The following is an 855-nucleotide window of genomic DNA, read 5'->3' as shown; positions in this document are numbered from 1 at the left end:
ACCAAAGCCATCAATTTCAATTCGATTTTTATACACTTTTAAAATAGAAAATGAGTTAGTATCCTCTGTTTCAACCATTCCTTTGAAATTGACATAATAAATTTCATTACTTACGCCATAATTTCCCGCATGGTTATGACCATTAAAAAATGCAACAACATTACCAGCTGCTTCAAGTTCCTTCTTAACTAGTTCATCATTCCAAATATTATGTTCATCTTTTGGGTAAACAGGCATATGGGAAAAAACAATTACTTTTTCGTTCCTCTTAGCTGACTTATCTAAAGTATTACGTAACCAATTTAGCTGCTCTTCACTTAATCCACCATTCCATGTTTGTGCATTGATTGCCCCTTTAGCTTTAATATCATGATACATTTCCTCAGCTTGTTTATACTTAAGTGATCCTTTAGAATTTGCATAAAAGCTAAGATCGTTTGAATCAAGAACAATAAATCTCCACTGTTTATATTTAAAGTCATAATATTGATTTGGCATACTAAGTAATTTAACAACTTCATCAGACGAGGCTGCAAAATCATGATTACCTAGTACATGGTACTTCTTACTTTCAATGCTATTATAAATTGGTAGAATTGATGAGAAACTTGAGTAATCGCGATCAATCAAATCCCCTAGTTGTATAGTAAACCTAAGTTTATGCTCATTAAAAATTTGCGATGCTTCAGAAAGCTTTTCCAAAGAATTTTGATAGAATCGGGTACCAGAAGGATTACAATTACAATATTGAGCGTCAGGTACAATGCCAAATTCAAACATAGGTTTTTCCTCTTTTTTTGCCAATACAGTTTGAGGAGAATGTAAAACAGCAACAACCATTCCAAACATCACGAG

1 protein-coding gene is annotated in these 855 nt (G+C 32.5%); it reads right to left on the bottom strand.

Annotation, left to right across the window (positions count from 1 at the left end; translation table 11 throughout):
* On the bottom strand, positions 1 to 855 hold an 855-nt coding region (locus HU235_RS07515), incomplete at both ends, for a metallophosphoesterase (RefSeq protein WP_174879808.1).

The organism is Metabacillus niabensis (assembly GCF_902829255.1).
Classification (GTDB): Bacteria; Bacillota; Bacilli; order Bacillales; family Bacillaceae; genus Metabacillus; species Metabacillus niabensis.
Note: the sequence above shows the minus strand (reverse complement) of the source record. Positions and strands in the feature narration are given on the sequence as shown.